Origin of the sequence: Streptacidiphilus sp. BW17 (assembly GCF_041262485.1) — a bacterium.
GTDB lineage: Bacteria > Actinomycetota > Actinomycetes > Streptomycetales > Streptomycetaceae > Streptacidiphilus.
In genome coordinates, this window is record NZ_JBGCCR010000035.1 from 68,433 (window position 1) to 82,124 (window position 13,692).

At 71.5% G+C, this 13,692-nt stretch carries 16 protein-coding genes; 8 read left to right on the plus strand and 8 right to left on the minus strand.

Features of this window, described 5'->3' with window-relative positions; translation table 11 throughout:
- Window positions 1–56 precede the first annotated feature (56 nt).
- Complete coding sequence (locus tag ABH940_RS30910) at window positions 57–2,258, minus strand: SpoIIE family protein phosphatase (protein WP_370062396.1); 2,202 nt, start codon at window positions 2,256–2,258, stop codon at window positions 57–59.
- Between the two features lie 60 nt (window positions 2,259–2,318).
- A complete protein-coding gene (locus ABH940_RS30915; RefSeq protein WP_370106785.1) occupies window positions 2,319–2,777 on the minus strand; it encodes a MarR family winged helix-turn-helix transcriptional regulator in 459 nt (152 codons plus the stop codon).
- Window positions 2,778–2,840: 63 nt separating this feature from the next.
- On the opposite strand from ABH940_RS30915, the gene ABH940_RS30920 reads away from it, so the two are divergent.
- Window positions 2,841–3,209: a VOC family protein gene (locus ABH940_RS30920; RefSeq protein ID WP_171397831.1), complete on the plus strand. Its 369-nt coding sequence runs from the start codon at window positions 2,841–2,843 to the stop codon at window positions 3,207–3,209.
- 22 nt (window positions 3,210–3,231) lie between these two features.
- Here ABH940_RS30920 and ABH940_RS30925 read toward each other — a convergent pair whose 3' ends face one another.
- Window positions 3,232–3,792 carry a GNAT family N-acetyltransferase gene (locus ABH940_RS30925; RefSeq protein ID WP_370106786.1) on the minus strand — a complete coding sequence of 187 codons (561 nt, stop codon included), beginning with the start codon at window positions 3,790–3,792 and terminating at the stop codon, window positions 3,232–3,234.
- 240 nt (window positions 3,793–4,032) lie between these two features.
- Here ABH940_RS30925 and ABH940_RS30930 point away from each other — a divergent pair, with 240 nt between their 5' ends.
- Entirely contained in the window at window positions 4,033–5,049 is a 1,017-nt protein-coding gene (locus ABH940_RS30930) for a patatin-like phospholipase family protein (protein ID WP_370106787.1), read from the plus strand.
- Here ABH940_RS30930 and ABH940_RS30935 read toward each other — a convergent pair.
- The 3 genes from ABH940_RS30935 to ABH940_RS30945 all read right to left on the minus strand — a co-directional run bounded on the left by ABH940_RS30935 (window position 5,037) and on the right by ABH940_RS30945 (window position 6,935).
- Entirely contained in the window at window positions 5,037–5,873 is an 837-nt protein-coding gene (locus ABH940_RS30935) for a PspA/IM30 family protein (protein ID WP_370106788.1), read from the minus strand. The genes ABH940_RS30930 and ABH940_RS30935 overlap by 13 nt on opposite strands.
- Before the next feature lie 109 nt (window positions 5,874–5,982).
- A complete protein-coding gene (locus ABH940_RS30940) occupies window positions 5,983–6,207 on the minus strand; it encodes a hypothetical protein (protein WP_370062409.1) in 225 nt (74 codons plus the stop codon).
- Window positions 6,208–6,329: 122 nt separating this feature from the next.
- Complete coding sequence (locus ABH940_RS30945; RefSeq protein ID WP_370062411.1) at window positions 6,330–6,935, minus strand: DNA-binding response regulator; 606 nt, start codon at window positions 6,933–6,935, stop codon at window positions 6,330–6,332.
- A gap of 153 nt (window positions 6,936–7,088) precedes the next feature.
- On the opposite strand from ABH940_RS30945, the gene ABH940_RS30950 reads away from it, so the two are divergent.
- The gene (locus ABH940_RS30950; RefSeq protein WP_370062413.1) at window positions 7,089–7,907 is read left to right on the plus strand and encodes a class I SAM-dependent methyltransferase; all 819 of its coding nucleotides are present in this window, start codon (window positions 7,089–7,091) and stop codon (window positions 7,905–7,907) included.
- A 23-nt stretch (window positions 7,908–7,930) separates the two neighbouring features.
- Here the strand turns inward: ABH940_RS30950 and ABH940_RS30955 are convergent, their stop codons facing one another.
- On the minus strand, window positions 7,931–8,398 hold the full coding sequence (locus tag ABH940_RS30955) for a MarR family winged helix-turn-helix transcriptional regulator (protein WP_370062415.1): 468 nt from the start codon (window positions 8,396–8,398) through the stop codon (window positions 7,931–7,933).
- Between the two features lie 59 nt (window positions 8,399–8,457).
- Between ABH940_RS30955 and ABH940_RS30960 the strand changes: the two genes are divergently transcribed.
- Window positions 8,458–9,024 (plus strand): YbhB/YbcL family Raf kinase inhibitor-like protein, encoded by a 567-nt coding sequence (locus ABH940_RS30960; RefSeq protein ID WP_370062417.1) that lies wholly within the window; start codon window positions 8,458–8,460, stop codon window positions 9,022–9,024.
- A gap of 96 nt (window positions 9,025–9,120) precedes the next feature.
- Window positions 9,121–9,756, plus strand: a complete 636-nt coding sequence (locus tag ABH940_RS30965; RefSeq protein ID WP_370106789.1) for a cyclopropane-fatty-acyl-phospholipid synthase family protein — start codon at window positions 9,121–9,123, stop codon at window positions 9,754–9,756.
- Window positions 9,757–9,789: 33 nt separating this feature from the next.
- Here the strand turns inward: ABH940_RS30965 and ABH940_RS30970 are convergent, their stop codons facing one another.
- On the minus strand, window positions 9,790–10,449 hold the full coding sequence (locus ABH940_RS30970; RefSeq protein ID WP_370062421.1) for a hemerythrin domain-containing protein: 660 nt from the start codon (window positions 10,447–10,449) through the stop codon (window positions 9,790–9,792).
- A gap of 314 nt (window positions 10,450–10,763) precedes the next feature.
- On the opposite strand from ABH940_RS30970, the gene ABH940_RS30975 reads away from it, so the two are divergent.
- From ABH940_RS30975 to ABH940_RS30985, 3 genes are all read left to right on the plus strand, one after another.
- Window positions 10,764–11,360, plus strand: a complete 597-nt coding sequence (locus tag ABH940_RS30975) for a TetR/AcrR family transcriptional regulator (protein ID WP_370106790.1) — start codon at window positions 10,764–10,766, stop codon at window positions 11,358–11,360.
- 126 nt (window positions 11,361–11,486) lie between these two features.
- On the plus strand, window positions 11,487–12,956 hold the full coding sequence (locus ABH940_RS30980) for a DHA2 family efflux MFS transporter permease subunit (RefSeq protein ID WP_370106791.1): 1,470 nt from the start codon (window positions 11,487–11,489) through the stop codon (window positions 12,954–12,956).
- Window positions 12,957–13,084: 128 nt separating this feature from the next.
- Window positions 13,085–13,558: a DUF1772 domain-containing protein gene (locus tag ABH940_RS30985; RefSeq protein WP_370106792.1), complete on the plus strand. Its 474-nt coding sequence runs from the start codon at window positions 13,085–13,087 to the stop codon at window positions 13,556–13,558.
- Window positions 13,559–13,692 lie beyond the last annotated feature (134 nt).

Sequence of the window (13,692 nt, forward strand, 5' to 3'; positions counted from 1 at the left end):
GTGCGCCCTGACGGCCCTGGAACGGCCCGCCCGCCGTCGGTCGGCTAGTCGGGCGGCTATTCGGCGACCAGGACCAGCGCCGCCTGGTCGTCGTCCGTGAAGCCGCCGGTGAAGCTGTCGACGGCGTCCGTGAGGGCGTCGAGGATCTGCTGCGCGTCAGTGGCACCGGCGGTCGGGCGGACGGCGGTGATGAGCCGATCCTCGCCGAAGAGGGTCCCGGCCGGGTCGCGGGCCTCGAGGATGCCGTCGGTCACCAGGACGAGGTGGTCCCCGCTGCGCATGGTGAACGACTCCATGGCCAGCTCGGGCTCCGGCGAGACGCCCAGGAGCTCGCCGCGAGGGCTGGGTGCGGACACGGTTCCGTCGGCCCGGTGCAGCACCGGAGGAGGGTGTCCGGCCCGGACCATGCTCACGGCGATTCCGTCGGGCACCCGGCGCAGTTCGGCGTAGATCAGGGTCACGAAGCTCTCGTCGCTGTCCGGTCGGGCCAGCAGGGCGCCGTTGACCGCGTCGGCCACCGCGCCCGGGGTCGGCAGCAGCGGTGCGACCGCGCGGGCGGTGTTGCGGACCAGCGCGGTCGTGGTCGCCGCCAGGGCTCCACGCCCGCAGACGTCTCCGATGACCAGCCCCCACCGGTCCCCGGGCAGCGGGAAGAGGTCGTAGAAGTCGCCGCCGATGTCCAGGCCCTCGCCCGCCGGCCGGTAGGAGGCGGCCAGCCGCGCTCCGGGGACGTCGGGCAGCGCCGCGAGCAGCAGCCCGGCCTGGAGGTCATGGGCCAGCCGAGCCCGCTGGGCGTGCTGGCGGGTGGTTTCGGCACCCGCCGCAGCGGTGCGGGCCAGTTCCTCGGCAAGGGCGATCGTGCGGGGGCCCAGGGGCCGGTCGGCGGTCGCGACCACGGTCAGCGCGCCGAAGGTGTGCCCGCGCGCGGTCAGCGGCACGCAGATCCGGCCGGTGATGGCGAGGCCCAGCTCGCGCCACCCGGCTCCGGGCGCGGCCCGGCTCACCTCGCTGCGTCCGGTCGCCAGCACGCGTCCGACAGGACCGTCCTCGGCGTGCGCCGACGCCTCGGCCACCAGCAGCTCTTCGGCCCTTTCGGGTAGTCCCGGGGCGAGGGCGACGGCGACCCGTCGGATCCGCCCGGACTCCAGCACGTCGATCACGCACACCGGCCCGAGGGTCGGGACGGCCAGCTGCGCCAGCCGCTGGAGGTTCTGTGGGTAGCGGGCCTCCTCGCTGACCGCGGTGCTGGTCCGGAGGACGAACTCCAGGTCGGAACTGAGCGTGTGCTCGCGCTCGTGCGCCCGGTGGCGCGCGACCTCGGTACGGTGGCGCTCGATGGCCAACGCCGCGGTGCGGGTGAAGACGATGCTCAGGTCGAGATCCTCCTCGCGCAGCGTCCGCGGGGTGCGGTGGTACATGGCGAAGGTGCCGAGCAGCTCTCCCGCACTGGACATGATCGGGGACGACCAACAGGCCGCGAGTCCGGCCTGCCCGGCCAGCTCCCGGTAGTCGGTCCAGAGCGGATCCGTGGCGATGTCGTTGACCACGACCATCTCGCGGCGGAAGGCGGCGGTGCCGCAGGAACCCTCACGTGGCCCGATCTGGCAGCCGTCGATGGCCTCGTTGTAGAAGTCCGGCATGCTCGGTGCGGCGCCGTGCAGCAGCCGGGTTCCGGTCTCGTCGAGGAGCAGCACCGAGCTGAGCACGGCGGGTGAGAGCTTCTCGATGGCCCGGCACATGCCGTCCAGCACCTCCGCCAGCGGCGCGTCCCGCGCGATCTGCTCCAGCAGCGCCTGCTGCTCGGCGGCCAGCTTGTGGGCCGCGCGCTGCCGGGTGACGTCCACGGCGAGGAACGCGACGCCCCGGACGCGTCCGTCCTGGTCCCGACGCGGTTCGAAGCTGAAGTCGAAGTACCGCAGGCGGCGCCTGCCGACCGGCCCCAGCAGTACGGCGGCGCCGTGCATGACCATCGGCTCGCCTTGGACGTAGACGGAGTCGAGCAGGGACAGCAGGCCCTGGTCCACCAGCTCGGGCACGACGTCCGCGACCCGCCGCCCGAGCACGTCCGCGCCCGGCTCGCTGCCGATCGTGTCGAAGAACGCCTGGTTGGCTCCCTCGATCAGGTGGTCCGGTCCGCTGAGCGCGGCGAAGACCACCGGCGCACCGGCGAACATGCCCGGCAGCGGGTCGACCCCGGTCACGCCGAGGGTGGGCCGCCTCTCCGCGGCGGGCCCGCTGTCTCGGCTCCCGGGCTCCATGAGATCAGCCTGACCCCGCCCACACGGGTGAACAAGTCGGCGAGGTGCGCCGGGAACGAGCTATGCACCGGCGTTGCCGTCGCGCAGGGAATGGATCATGCTCTGCAGGCTCCGGAACGCGGCTGACTGCTCGGTCTCGGTCATGCCGGCCAGCATTCTGACCTCGACGGACCGGACCGCAACGGTCGCCTTCTCGAGCTTCTGCCGGCCGCGAGGCGTGAGCCGCGTGGGAAGAACCTTGCCGACGGGCGCCTCCTCAGGCCTGGTCACCTGGCCCTCTCGTTCCAGGGCCTGGAGCAGCACGTTCATCGACTGCCGTGTCACGAACGCGCCCCGCGCGAGCTCGGAGTTCGACAAGCCCGGCCGTTGCGCCAGCAACTCGAGGCAGGAGTAGTGCGTCACGGTCATTCCGAGTGGCCGCAGCACCTCCTCCATGGCTGCGCGCAGGGCGCTCGAAGCCTCTTTCAGCAGGTAGCCCAGTGATTTGTCCAGGTCGACGCCGGCACCGTTTTGACTCATGTCAGTATTCTGACATACATTGGTCTGTGTCAGGAATCTGACACGTAGCGAAGGAGCATCATCATGCCCGTCACCGGCCCCGACTTCATCTCGCTCCAGGCGCGCGACCTTGACGCTTCGCAGGCGTTCTACGAGCAGTACCTCGGCCTCGTCCGCTCGCAGGCCGGGCCTCCGCACGCCGTCGTCTTCGAGACGAAGCCGATCGCGTTCGCGCTCCGCGACGTCGTTCCCGGCACCGATCTCGCATCCGTTGCCCAGCCCGGCATCGGTGCTGCGATCTGGCTCCACGCCACCGACGTCCAGGCCATTCACGATGCTCTCGTCGCCGACGGTCACACCATCGTCTCGGCACCGATCGACGGCCCCTTCGGTCGGACCTTCACCTTCGCCGACCCCGACGGCTACCAGGTCACTCTCCACGACCGCGCCTGACAGGCCGAACCCCGCCGGACGATCACCGGCCCCGCAGACCGCGGTTACCGGACTCCGTCACCGGGGACCGCATGCCCATCCACTGTTCGGCTCCCCACGCCTCGTACCGCTGGACCTCGGCGAAGCCCAGCTTCGCCGCCAGGCGCATCGAGCGGGCGTTGGCGGTCTGGGTGAAGAGCACCACCGGCTCGCCGGGAAGCTCGTCGTCGAGCCAGTCGAGTGCCGCCGCGCAGGCCTCGGCGGCGTATCCGCGACCCCAGGCGTGCGGCAGGAGCAGGTAGCCGAGTTCGGCCTTCCCGGCGGCGGCCGAAGGAGCATGCCCCGTTGCTCGCCTCAGGAGGACCTGACCGATCATTGCTCCGTCGAGCTCGATCACGAAAAGTCCGGGTTGGCTCTCGGGCACCTCGGGCAGCGTGCGTTCGAGCTCGTCATGCGGCCGGGGGCCACCGAGGTAGGTGCCCACCTCCGGCGAGGCGAGCAGCTCGACGAACGTCGCTCGGTCCCGGGCCTCGGACTCGCGGAGCACGAGACGCTCGGTCTTGATCGGGGCAGGGGGCCAGGCGACAGGTCCAAGATCAGTCATGGCGGGCAACCTATCGAACGGGCCAGGAGCAGTCGCACGTCGTGACCGACCTGGGGGCGATGAGTTCTGGCTGTTCAAGACCCTCCTCGACCCGCTCCGATTCCGATCGGCCACGGTCGGTCACCGGGTGGGCCGGGCAGGGCGATCTGTTCAACTCTGCACAACTGGCCGTGCCGAGGCGGATCATGGACGCTGGAGTCGGAGGCGGCCCCGGACGCGCGAGGAAGGCGGCGGTCGGACATGGCAGTGCGGGCAACGGATCCGGGTGACGATGACAACGCGCCGGCCGGCGCGCGCCGTGGGTCGGCGGGGCCGCGGCGCGGGCTGGTGATGGGGGCGGGCGGGAGCTTGGGCGCCGCCTGGACGATCGGCGCGTTGTGCGCGCTGGAGGAGGCCGGCGGGTGGGATCCGCGCAACGCGGACGTCATCGTGGGCACGTCGGCGGGGTCGCTGGTCAGCTCGATGCTCGCGATCGGTGTCACCGCGGCCGACCTGCGGGACCACCAGCGCGGCATCGTGCCGGGCACCGGGCCCATGCGGGGAATACAGGTCGACTACGACACCTGGGTCGGCGGCGCGCTGCCCCGCATCCCCCGGCCGGGGGTCGGGTCGCTGCGGCTACTGCGCGACCTGGTGGGACATCCGCACCGGATGCCGTTCGCCACGGTGCTGGCCGCCGCCGCGCCCACCGGCCGGGGCAGCCTGAGCGGCGTACGGGAGCTGTACCACCAGCTGCACATGGACGACCGCTGGCCGGGGAACCCGGCGCTGCGGGTGGTCTCCGTCGACCTGGACACCGGGATGCGCGTGCAGTTCGGGACCCCGGAGGCGCCGTCCACCGACCTCGCCTCGGCGGTGACCGCCTCGTGCGCGCTGCCGGCGTGGTTCGAGCCGGTGCGCATCGGCGGACGCCGCTACGTGGACGGTTGCGCCTGGTCGGACACCAACCTGGACCTGCTGGCGGGGGAGGAGCTGGACGAGGTGTACGTCCTGGCGCCGACCTGCGCCCGCGAGAGCGACCACCCGCGCAGCGTCCCCGCCCGGCTGGAACGCCGACTGCGCCGGGGTTCCACCTCCCGTCTGCTGCGCGAGGCGCGGCAGGTGCGGTCTATGGGCACGCGGGTGCACGTCCTCGTCCCCGGGCCCGAGGACCTGGCCGCGATGGGCGCGAACCTGATGGCTCCGCAGCACCGGCTCACCGTTCTGGAGACCTCGCTGCGAACGAGCAAGGCCTTTCTGCAGACTCAGCCGGGCTGATCCTGGCTCTCGTCCGGTCGCCCCGGCTGGTCCGGCTGCTTCGGCTCATCCCGCTCGCCGGGCTCGGCGGGGGCGTCCGGCGCGTCCGGGGCGGGCTCCAGCGAGGCAGGGCCTCGCTTGCCCGCGGTGAGTTCGGCCTTCATCGCGGCCAGTTCGGCCTCCACCTCGCCGCCTGCGGTGATCGCGTCGAGCTGGTCGCGCAGCTCGTCGTGGGCGACGGGGGAGGAGGGGTCCTCCAGCGCCCCCGAGGCCATCAGCTCGTCCAGGGCACCGGCCCGCGCCTGCATCTGTTCGGTCTTGTCCTGGGCACGCTGGACCGCGGCGCCGACGTCGCTCATCCCGTCGGAGATGCCGGTGGCGGCCTCGCTGATGCTGGTCTGGGCCTCGGCCGCGGTGTAGGAGGCCTTGATCGTCTCCTTGCGGGTCCGAAACTCGTCGACCCTGGTCTCCAGCTGCCGGGAGGCCGCGGTGAGCTTCTCCTCCTCCTGCTGGAGGCTGACCAGCTGGTCCTGCATGTCCTGGTCCTCGGCGAGGACGCCGGACCGGCGCGTCAGCGCCTCGCGGGCCAGGTCCTCCCGACCGACGGCCAGCGCCTGCTCCGCCTGGCCCTGGAGCCGGGTCGCGGAGCCGGCGAGCTGGGTGCGCTGCATCTCGATCCGCTTGCGGCTGGTCGCGACGTCCGCCAGCCCGCGTTTGACCTGCTGGAGCAGCTGGATCTGCCGCTGGTAGGCGTAGTCGAGGGTCTCGCGCGGATCCTCGGCGCGGTCGAGGGCCTTGTTCGCCTTGACCTTGAACATGTCGGTGACGCGGTGGACCAGGCCCATGGCCGTCACCCTCCTTCCGGGACGGCATGTTCCGGGACGGCATGCCCCTTCCTGGCTTTCTTCCCGCTCACCCCCGTGCTACGCCACTCGACTCCTGGGGCTGTTGTGGTCAGGCGATGTAGTGCGGGGTGTGGGTGCGCGTCGCGAGCTCGATCCCGCCGTGCCGCCAGGTGACCTCGTGCCCGTCGGTCGGGAAGCGCAGCCGGACACCGCCGTCCTCGGTGATCCGGACGACGGTCGCGGTCTCCACCGCGGCCAGCGGGCCGTCCCGGTAGACCCGGACCTCGTCGCCCTGCCGAAAGTCGCCCTGTCTGAAGGGGATGGTCGTCGACATCGCTCTCACCGTCCGTAGCAGAGTCCCCGAAGGGAGGATGTGGGGCTGGAGCAGAGGGCCCACAGGTTTGGGCGGCGCACTCGAGGATCGCTGGAGCGAGCGCACAGCGCACCCGGCAGGTCTCAGAGCCAGCCCGCCTCCTGGGCGATGCGGACGGCGTCGACGCGGTTGCGGGCGTTGAGTTTGGTGACGATGTTGGTGAGGTAGTTGCGGACGGTGCCGGAGGCCAGATAGAGACGGTCGGCGATCTGTTTGACGTCCTCGCCGTCGGCGGCCAGGCGCAGGACCTCGAAGTCGCGGGGCGTGAGTGGGCTGCTGCCCGCATCGAGGGCGGCGAGGGCGAGTTTGGGCTCGATGGCGTGTCCGCCTGCGGCGACGGAGCGGATGGCGCCTGCGAGGACGGCCGGTTCGGAGTCGGTGAGCATGTAGCCGACGGCGTGGGCGGCCAGTGCCCGGCGCAGCCTGCCCGGTCCGCCGACGTCGGTGAGGATCATGGTCCGGCAGGACGGCAGCTGGTCGTGCAGCTGACGGCATGCGGTGATGCCGTCCACGCCGGGCAGTTCGGTGCCGAGCACCGCGACGTCGGGTCTGTGCCGGTGCGCCAGCGGCAGGATCTCGTCACCCCGGGCGGTCTCGGCCACGACCTCCAGATCGTGCTCCAGGTTCAGAAGCGAGACCAGTGACTTCCGAAGCAGAATCATGTCCTCAGCGAGCAGGATGCTGATCAACGCTCTCCACCGTCTTTCCATGTGATGGCACCAGACGGAAGAGTGCCTTCTCCTTGTTGATCTTCTGTCAGCGGACCATGAACACTCGCGCACATTTCGGTCGCATTCTCGTATTGCAGGGTCGATCGTGCGCGGCAGGGCTAGCGTGAGCGCATGGCGGATCGGGATGAACAGCAGCTGCACGCCTCGTCGTTCGGTGCCGCGGCCGTCGCGTATGCCGAGCACCGTCCGGACTACGCGCAGGACGCGGTGCGTTGGGCGCTGGAGGCCGCTCCTGGCCCGCGCGTGCTCGATCTGGGCGCGGGGACGGGCAAGTTGACGGCGACGCTGGTCGCGAAGGGCCTCGGCGGTGCCGACTCCGCCGTCGTCGCCGCCGCCGACGTCGTCGCGGTCGAGCCGGATCCGGCGATGCTGGGGGAGCTGCGTCGCGCGCTGCCGAACGTCCGGGCGCTTTCCGGCAGTGCGGAGTCGATCCCGCTGCCGGACGGGTCCGTTGACGCCGTGCTGGCTGGGAACGCGATGCACTGGTTCGACATGGCCGTCGCGGGACCGGAGATCGCCCGGGTCCTCAAGCCCGGCGGGATCCTGGCCGGGCTGTGGAACGTGATGGACGATCAGGTCGAGTGGGTCGCCGAGTTGGCGCGGGTCAGTGGAGGCGCGGCGATCGGTCCGCGTGACACGCCCGCCAGTTGGCGTGCCGAGACGGCGGCGATGCACGTGCCCGAGGCGGGCGGCGGGCCCGCTCGGTTCGGCTCGCCGGAGCAGGCGACGTTCCCGCACGGGCAGCGGCGCACAGCGGACTCGCTCGTCGCGACTCTCGCGACGCGCGCGGGGGTGCTGGTCATGCCGGAGCAGGAGCGGGAGGCCTTGCTGAGCCGGATCCGCGGGTTCCTGGCGAGCAGGCCGGAGACCGCGCGCGGCGAGTTCACGCTGCCGATGCTGACCGGGGTGCTGCGCGTCCGACGGATGTGAGCGTGCCTAGCTGTCCGCCGTGATCAGGAGTCGGCGATGCCGCCGAGCAGTTCTGCCGCGCGGGCGATCACCGCGCGGTCCTCGGCGCTGAGTGCGCGCAACCGCCGGTCCAGCCAGGCGTTGCGCTGGTCGCGTGCGGCGCGCGCGAGTGCGTCGCCCTCCGCGGTGGCGCTGAAGCGGACCTTGCGGCGGTCGTCCGGATCGGGGGTGCGGACGGCGTATCCGGCGGAGGTGAGGCGGTTGACGGTCTGGCTCATGGACGCGGGGGAGACCCGGTCGCGTTCGCTGAGTTCGGTCAGCGTCTGCGGGCCGTGCTTGTGCAGCCGGGTGAGCACTTCCAGCGCCACGTCGCCGAGGCTTCCGTCCGGGCGCTCGCTGCGGAAGCGGCGGTAGAGGCGTCCGACGGCGGAGCGCAGAGCGCCGCTGAGGTCCGGCTCGTCCGTTCCGAGGGGTATCCCGGCGGATTGCTGGTCGGTTGCCTGCTTCTCCATGGCTGATTAGTATACCTAAAGAGATCTTTCGTGTACCTAAAGGAAGAGTCGAGGCAGCTATGCCCGCAAACCCGCTCGGCGTCGCCCTGCGCAACCGTCGCGCCGGTCAGCACACCCTCGTCTGGGCGCGCCCCGATCTGCAGGCTCCGGAGAACTTCACGCTGACCAGCCCGGCCTTCGAGCACGGCGCGCCCATCCCGGAGGCGTACCGCGGCAGGATGTTCGGCGCGAACGTCTCACCCGCGCTGGAGTGGACGCAGCCCCCGGCCGGCACCGTCGAGCTGGTGCTCATCGCGCAGGACCCCGACGTCCCGATGGGCAAGCCCGCCACCCATGCCCTCGCGCTGGGCATCGACCCCTCGCTGAAGGGGATCCCCGACAACGCCCTCGCCCACCCCAGCCCGGTCCCGGGTATTCGCCACGGCAAGGGCGCGCTCGGCCGCCGCGGCTGGGCCGGACCGATGCCGGTCCGCTCGCACGGACCGCACGCCTACGTCTTCCAACTCTTCGCCGTCGACCGGGCGTTGGAGCTCTCCGACGGCTTCGGCCTGGACGACGTGCTCGCCGCCCTCGCGGGTCACGTCCTCGGCCGCGCCCGGCTGGACGGGACCTACGAGATCCGGTAGGGGCCGTCCGGCCCAGGAGGGTCAAGAAGCGGGTCGGGTTTGCCGAACCGGCAACAGGACTTGTCGGTCCCGCCGCGGGCGACGGACGATCGCCGCATGACTGATGTGACGACGAACGAGCAGTTCTGGGATTCCTTCTACGGCGAGCGCCGGCAGGTCTGGAGCGGGCGGCCCAACGACGCCATGGTCCGGGAGACGGCGGACCTCGCGCCGGGGCGCGCCCTGGACCTGGGGTGCGGCGAAGGCGGGGACGCGATCCACCTCGCCCGGCAGGGCTGGACGGTCACCGCGGTGGACATCTCCCGGGCCGCACTCGACCGCGGCGCCGCGCAGGCGGCCGTCGAGGGGGTCGCGGACCGGATCGACTGGCAGCGCCACGACCTCGCCGCGTCCTTCCCGGAGGGGGAGTACGACCTGGTGAGCGTCCAGTTCCTGCACTCGACGGTGGACATCCCGCGCGAGGAGATCCTGCGCCGGGCAACGGCGGCCGTCGCACCCGGTGGCGTGCTGCTCATCGAGGGCCACGGCGGCTTCCCGTCCTGGGAGGACGGGCACGACCACCACCCCGACGTCCACTTCCCCAGCCCGGACGAGGTCGTGGCCGATCTGAGCCTCGTGGAAGGGGAGTGGGAGGTCCTGGTCAGCGCGGAGCACGAGTGCGCCCACAACGCCCCCGACGGGCGGCCGACCGTGCGGATGGACAGCACGGTCAAGGCCCGTCGGAGGAGGTGAGCGTCGAACCCGGCTCGCGATACTGACGGTTCGTCAGGCTGCCTGCGCGGCCAGCTCTTCGCCGAAGGCCGCGCGCCGCAGGGCGCGCAGGCGGCTGCCGCCGAGCTTGGCGATCAGCGGCGCGGGGACGCCGCTGCGCTCCTCCGGGGTGGCGACGGCGGCCAGCCACGGCGGCAGGAAGGTGAGCGCCCAGGGCGCCTGCGTCTTCATCATGTGCTTACGCAGCGCGTCCCAGACCTCGTCGGTGAGGTGGGGGGCGAGGCGGCCGAGCAGCTGGTCCTCCTCGTCCGCGGCGTGCCGGGTGAGCAGGGAGTGGGTGTCGCTCGCCGCCGCCGAGAGGCGCAGCGCCGCAGAGTGGTCGGTGGTGAGGTCGGCCGCGGCACGACCGGTCTGCTGCAGCAGTTCGGCGAGCTCGCCGTGCTCGGCGGCCATCAGCTCCAGCGCCTCCGGGTCCGCGCCGCGCTTGGCCAGCTCCGGCCACAGGACGTCGTCCTCGCCGGTGTGGTGGTGCTCGATCAGGTGGAGCAGCTGGTCGGCGTACTTGGCGAGGGCGCGGGCCCGCGCGGCGTCGGGTCGCTCCGCGAGGACGGCGGCGGCGCGGGCGAGGCACTCCAGGTCCCGCGACATGGCCCGGTGCGCGAGCAGCATCGTCTGGTGGCTGCGGTGGAGGGTGGTGAACGGCGGGTGTGCCATGGGGCCTGCGTCTCCTGTAGTCGGGTTGGGGCGGGCGACGAGCACACGACGCACGGGTCCGCTGCTCATCTGCTCCCTCTTTCCGTGCGGGCAGCCTTCGGTGGCGGCAGTCTGCCCGGGTCGGATGGATCGGTTCTGGAGCGGCCCTGGAAGGCGTCGGTCGGGCCACGGCTGCGCAGCTTGCGGTACTGCATCGTCGGCGCCACTCCGGTAGGTCGACTGCCCTGCCCATGTGCGATGTTGTCAACGCTAGCAGATGTAGCAAGAGCAATTCTAGTGTTGACAGAAGTCCTGTCCTGGCTATCTTTCTAGTCATGTCGCTGCAGGAGCGTCGGGAGCGCGAGCAGGTCCAGCGCCGACGACTGATCATTTCCACAGCACGGGAGCTCGCCGAGGCCGAGGGCTGGGGCGCCGTCACCACCCGGCGCCTGGCGCAGCAGATCGAGTGGAGCCAACCCGTGCTCTACAAGCACTTCAAGGCCAAGGAGGACATCGTCCAGGCGGTCGCGCTGGAGGGCTTCGACGAGCTCGCCGAAGCGCTCGGTGAGGCCTGCCGGACGGAGGCCACGCCGGCGGCCGGTCTGCGCGGACTCGCCCAGGCGTACCTGCGGTTCGCGACCGACAACCCGACCGTCTACGAGGCGATGTTCACCCTTCCAGTGGGACTCGACTTCGGGGTGGTAGACACTCCTGAGCCGCTCGTGGCCGCCTTCGCGGAGCTGCGGGAGGCCATCGCCCCCCTGGCGGGAGACCGTGACCTCGACAGTCTCGCCGAGCTGCTTTGGGGTGCGTTGCACGGCCTGGTCGCACTCGCCCACAGCGGACGGCTGCGCCCGGGACACGAGGTGACCCGACTCCAGCTTCTCGTCGACCAGTTGAGTGCGGACGCCGATGATCTCGCCCAGCGATAGAGCGCTGGAGTCGCGTACCAGCAGCTCATCGCGGACCGGAACACGCTGCTGCTCCAACGTCAGTTCCACGTCGCCTCCGGGTCCGCCGAACCGGACATCAGTCGCTACCAGGAAAGAGGAAGGTCCATGACGGACACCGTTGGCGCCCCGTCGCAGGGAGTCGGGCGGGGAGTGGTGGTGTGGGCGGTCATCGTGACCGGTCTCGCCGGCTTCATGGCCATGCTGGACAACCTGGTCGTCATCACCGCCCTGCCGACGATCGGCCGGCACCTCGGTGGCGGCATCGACAAGCTCGAATGGACGGTGAACGCCTACACGCTCACCTTCGCCGTGCTGCAGATGCTCGGCGCGTCCGCAGGCGACCGCTTCGGGCGGCGCAAGATGTTCATGGGGGGCCTGGTGCTTTTCACGGTCGCCTCCGCGGCGGCGGCCTCCACCACCGGGATCAACGCCCTGATCGCCGCCCGCGCGATCCAGGGTGTCGGCGCGGCGATCGTCATGCCGCTGACGCTGACCCTGCTCACCGCGCACGTGCCCGCCAAGTTCCGTGGCGTGGCGCTGGGCGCGTGGGGCGCGGTCAACGGCCTCGCGGTGGCCACCGGACCGCTCATCGGCGGCGCGATCGTCGAGCACATGTCCTGGCAGTGGATCTTCTGGGCCAACGTGCCGATCGGCATCCTGCTGGTGCCGCTGGCCGGATGGCGCCTGAAGGAGAGCCGCGGGCCGAGCGCCCGACTGGACGTGGTCGGCACGGTCCTGATCAGCCTCGGCCTGTTCGGCGCGGTCTACGGCATCATCCGCGGCCACGACGACGGTTGGACGAGCACGGGCATCCTCGCCTCGCTGATCGGCGGCGCGGTCCTGGTGCTGGCCTTCGTGCTCTGGGAGTTGCGGGTCAAGCACCCGATGCTGCCGATGCGGCTCTTCGCCAACCGCTCCTTCGCCGGGGTGAACGCGGCCAGCCTGCTGATGGCTCTGGGCATGTTCGGCGCCATCTTCCTGCTGACCCAGTTCCTCCAGAACGTCCAGGGCTACGACGCCCTGGGCGCCGGTGTGCGGATGCTGCCGTGGACCGGTATGCCGATCCTGGTCGCCCCGGTGGCGGGCATGCTCTCCGACAAGATCGGCGGCCGGCCCATCGTCATCCTCGGGCTCTTCTTCCAGGCAGCCGGGCTGGCCTGGTACGCCGTCATCTCAAAGGCGGGCGTGACCTACGGCGAGCAGATCCCGGCTCTGATCCTCGGCGGCGTGGGCATGGCCCTCTTCTACGCCCCCATCGCCAACGTGCTGATGGACTCGGTGCGCACCGAGGAGCAGGGCATCGCCTCCGGCGCCAACAACGCGCTGCGGGAGTTCGGCGGCGCGCTCGGGGTCGCGGTGCTGACCTCGGTCTTCACCGCCGAGGGCAGCACCGCCACGGCCAAGACCTTCGTGGCCGGGCTCGTGCCCGCGCTGTGGGTCGGTGCCGCGGTCGTGGCGCTGGGCGGGATCGCCATGTGCTTCGTCCGGGGGCGCGTCAAGCAGTCCGCACCGGCCGGGGGCGAGGCTCCGGTCGCCCGCGCCGCCGAGCCGGACGCGGTCGCCGGCGTCAGCTGAGCGCTGACTGAAGTTCCCTCACTGCTCACGAAACTGATCCGATCTGCTGGGCGCGCCCGACACGAGATCATCCTTCGGGAATCCGGGTCGTGGCCCGGCGGGGCACGAGAGAAAGGCTGGAGTCACTCATGGTGACGCTCATTCAGGTACTGGCAGTTGTAGGCATCCTGGCCAACGGCATCGTCTATGGGACGGACTTCTTCTGCGCGCTCGTCCAGCGGTCCGCGCTGGCGAACGTGGACGACGCCATGCTCACCAAGGTCATGGGTGAGGTCCACCGGTTCGGCGACAAGCGCATGCCCGCTCCGGGCGCGGTGGGTCTCATCGCTGCGCTCGCGTGCACGATCGTGGCGGGCGTGAGCGGTCACGGCGCGGCTGCGGCGGCCGCGGGTGTCGGCACGGTCGCGCTGGTGGTGTGGCTGGTGGTGTACGCGAGGATCAGCGCGCCGGTCAACAAGGCGCTGACCACCGCCGCGGACGAGGGCCAGACCCTCGCCAACGCCCGTGCGCTCCAGGCGACCTGGGACCGCGTCATCAACGCGCGGGTGGCCCTCCAGTTGATCGCCGTCCTGGGCCTCTGCATCGCGCTCATCCGCGCGTAGGACGAGCGGACAAGCCAGCCCCGGCCCCCGGGGGGGGGGGGGGGGGGGGGGCCGCCCCCCCCCCCCCCCCCCCGCCCCCCGGAAGAGGGGGCGGAAAAACGCCAATGGACCCCCACCCGCCCCCCACCCCCCCC